Source organism: uncultured Microbacterium sp., assembly GCF_945952435.1.
Lineage (GTDB): Bacteria > Actinomycetota > Actinomycetes > Actinomycetales > Microbacteriaceae > Microbacterium.
This window is the reverse complement of sequence record NZ_CAMFHZ010000040.1, coordinates 1-3,555: the sequence shown is the minus strand read 5'-3', so window position 1 is coordinate 3,555 and position 3,555 is coordinate 1. Positions and strand designations below refer to the sequence as shown.

At 69.6% G+C, this 3,555-nt stretch carries 3 protein-coding genes; all 3 read right to left on the bottom strand.

All coding sequences use genetic code 11. The features are described 5' to 3' along the window. The coding region (locus Q0P88_RS14035; RefSeq protein WP_295014968.1) for a LacI family DNA-binding transcriptional regulator at window positions 1–678 on the bottom strand (678 nt) is incomplete at its 3' end. A 46-nt stretch (window positions 679–724) separates the two neighbouring features. After that, a complete protein-coding gene (locus Q0P88_RS14030) occupies window positions 725–2,608 on the bottom strand; it encodes a glycoside hydrolase family 3 N-terminal domain-containing protein (protein ID WP_295014967.1) in 1,884 nt (627 codons plus the stop codon). Window positions 2,609–2,640: 32 nt separating this feature from the next. Continuing rightward, on the bottom strand, window positions 2,641–3,507 hold the full coding sequence (locus tag Q0P88_RS14025; RefSeq protein ID WP_295014966.1) for a carbohydrate ABC transporter permease: 867 nt from the start codon (window positions 3,505–3,507) through the stop codon (window positions 2,641–2,643). Window positions 3,508–3,555 lie beyond the last annotated feature (48 nt).

Genomic DNA, 3,555 nt, shown 5'->3' with positions numbered 1-3,555 from the left:
GACGAAGGCGACGTCGTCGTACTGGTGGTCGCCGACGAGGTGGTCGATCAGCGCACTCATCCCTCCGGCGTTGTCCACGCGAACGCGGTGATGGGGATCGTCGCCGGGAGCGACGCTGAACAGGACCGTCGGGATCGTCGCGGGCATCCGCAGCAGGGCCGCCGGCAGCACCGGCGACGGGAAGATGGCCAGTCCGTCGACCCGGCCCGCCGTATCGGCGACCGACACATCGCTGTCCGACCCGCTGGAGAGCATGACCGGCCGCCCGAGCATCCAGCACTCCAGCGCAAAGCCGCGCTGGATCTCGTCGACGTAGAGCGGGAACGCCCGCGGATCGGCGAGGGTCTCGTCGTCGGTCTGCGACCACGGGATGATCGACGCGGCGTCCCAGGGCGCCCGCACATCGGGTCGCGGGGGTGCGACATCGCGCGGGTCGGCCCGTTCCAGCATGAGGTCGAACGCGTGCAGGCCGAGCGTTCCCGTGCGTCCGTTCGCGAGTCCTCGCGCCGCCGCGCTCGGGGCGTACCCCAACCGCCGCGCGGCGGCCAGCACCCGCTCGCGCGTAGCTTCGCTGATCCGCTCGGGGCGTCGGAAGGCGAACGACACGGAGGCGATCGAGACACCCGCCTCCTGCGCGACGTCGTAGACCGTCGGACGGCGCGCAGCGGCATCACTCATCGGCTGTCCCTTCGTCATCGGCGGCCCGCGGCGGCTCGCGTGCGCGTCACCGGTCGGCGCGTTGTCCCGCCGGTACCGCCAGCTCGAGACCGAAGTGCACCGCGAACAGCGGATCACCCGTATTCGACGGTACATCTTCGCGAGCGGCGCGCACGGCATCCATCGACCGCGGCAGTTCCACCGGCAGGCGCCCCTCGGGAGCGACACGACCGGTGAGCACATCGAGCACGGCGCGCGCGGAGCTGCCGAAGTCGACGACGATCGCCGACGCGAACTCCGCAAACGGTGTGAGGATGCCGGGCCGGTCGAGGTTGACGACGAGCACCAGCGGGCACTGCTGCGCGATCCGTCGCATGCGGTAGACGCGCCCGGGCGGGAACTCGAGCGAGCCCTGGTGGAACCAGGCCTCGAGGAAGAGATCGTCGCGCGGCTCGAACGGGGCGCCGAGACGCACCAGGGCGAGATCGGCGGCGGCCGGATCGGCCACGACCTCGCCCAGCTCAGCGACGTCCTCCGCCCGGAAGCCCTCCACGTAGACGCGGCCGGTGCCGTCCGCGGCCAGCGGCAGCACGGGGTAGTCGTCGTCCGCGGTGGCGCGATTGACGACGACGGTCAGCGAGCGCGCCTGCGCCCGCTCCCCCTCGGCGCGGAACTCCGCGTTGCCGACGATGCGCTCGGCCTCGTCGGGATCGACGAACGGGTCGTCGAACAAGCCCAGCTGGAACTTCACCCGCAGGATGCGATGCGCCGAGGCGTCGATGCGCTCCTCCGGGACGCGCCCGGCCCGGACGAGGTCGATCAGCAGGTCGACGCACTCCTCGCCGCCGAACTGGTCGGCCCCGGCATCCAAGATCTTGAGCATGCGCTCGCTCGGCGACAGCTCCTCGACGCCCCACGCGCGCGCCGGCAGCACCTGATCGCCCACGTGGTTGTCGTTGACGAGCTCCCAGTCGGTGACGACGACCCCGTCGAAGCCGAGCTCGTCGCGCAGCAGGTCGGTCACGATCTGGCGGTTGTAGCCGAAGCCGACCTCCTCGATCGGAACCCCGTGGCGTTCCAGCCCGATCGGCATGCCGTAGTACGGCATCATCGCCGCGGTTCCGCGCCGGATCGCCTCCCGGAAGGGCTCGAGGTGGTACTCGAACATGCCGCCGGGGTAGACCTGCTCGCGGCCGTACGGGAAGTGCGCGTCCTCGCCGTCCTTCTGCGGACCACCACCGGGGAAGTGCTTCGTCGTGCAGGCGACGCTGTCAGGCCCCAGCTCGTCGCCCTGGAAGCCCTGAAGGTAAGCGGCCGTGAACTCGGCGACCCGTGCGGCATCCTGGCCCAGCGTCTGGGCCTGGCGGCCCCACCGGGGCTCGGTCGCGAGATCGATCTGCGGGTGCAGGGCGGCGCGGATGCCGACGGCGCGGTATTCCTGACGCGCGACGTCGGCGAAACGACGCACCGTCTCGACGTCGTCGATCGCGGCGAGACCGAGTCCCTCCGGCCACTGCGAGAACGGCCCGGCGGCGAACCCGACGCCGGTGTTCTCGACGAAGGCGTGCCGCGGGTCGGTGCTGATGGTCACCGGCACCCCGTGCGGGGTCTGCGTCGCGAGCATCTGGAGGTTGTTGTTCCACACCGCCGCCTGCCGCGCGGAGCGGATCGCGTGCACGTTGAAGTGCGTCAGGTGCTTGCCGAGCACCACCGCCGAGGTCGGCGACTTCGAGATCCGTCCCGGCGTCTCCAGCAGCTCGCCGTCCTCGCCCACCTCGATGACGGTCTGGAACATCAGACCGCACTTCTCCTCCAGGCTCATGCGGGCAACGAGATCGGCGGCACGCTCGTCGGCGCTCAGGCGCGGGTCCTCGTACGGATCCATCACCTGGTTGCCGTTGAGGTCGCGAAAACGGGTGCCGTCGGGCGCGGTGAGGAACGTGGGGGTCATGGTTCTCTTTCTCGAGGCGGGTCGGCGAGGGCTCATTTGAGCCCGGTTGTGGCGACGCCCTGGATGAAGTAGCGCTGCAGGAAGACGAACAGCAGCAGGATGGGCGCGATCACGAGCACCGATCCCGCCAGCAGCAGGCCGTAGTCGGTCGCGTTCTGGCCCGTCGAATACAGCGACAGCGCCACCGGCAGCGTGTACATGTTCTCGGTCTGGGCAGCGACGAGAGGCCAGAGGAAGTTGTTCCACGAGGCCAGGAACGTCAGAATGCCGAGGGTCGCCAGCGGCGGCCCGCACAGCGGCATGACGACACGGGCGAAGATGCGCAGCTCCCCCGCCCCGTCGATGCGCGCCGCCTCGATGAGCTCGTCGGGGATGCCGAGCATGAACTGGCGCATGAGGAACACCCCGAGCGGCGTCGTGATGAACGGCAGGATCAGCGCCGCGTAGCTGCTGGTCAGCCCCAGCGAGGAGACCATCACGAACAGCGGCACGAAGGTGACGACGCCCGGCACCATGAGCGTGACGAGCACGACGGCGAACAGCGCCTTCTTACCCGGGAAGTCCATCTTCGCCAGCGCGTAGCCGACCATCGAGCAGAAGACGAGATTGCCGAGCACCGTCAACAGGGCCACCACGATGCTGTTGGTGAAGAACCGGCCGATGTCCAGCGGCCCGAACCACTGGGCGAAGTTGTCCCACGTGAACTCGCGCGGCCACCAGGTGGGCGGGCGCTGCAGGATCTCGGCCTGGGTCTTGACCGATCCCAGCAGCATCCAGGCGAACGGCAGCATCCAGACGATGAGCCCGACGATCAGCACGATGTAGGTGACGGCACGTCCGGTCAAGGCCCGACGATGGCGCCCCGTGCGCCGAGGCGGCGCGGTGACGGAAACGGTCATGACGAGGTCCTCTCAGTCCTTCGTCCGCAGCAGTCGGAACTGCAGCAG

Bases quoted from the DNA above. Each gene is read 5' to 3' on its own strand.
- Q0P88_RS14030 (WP_295014967.1), bottom strand. From the start codon at position 2,608: ATGACCCCCACGTTCCTCACCGCGCCCGACGGCACCCGTTTTCGCGAC.
- Q0P88_RS14025 (WP_295014966.1), bottom strand. From the start codon at position 3,507: ATGACCGTTTCCGTCACCGCGCCGCCTCGGCGCACGGGGCGCCATCGT.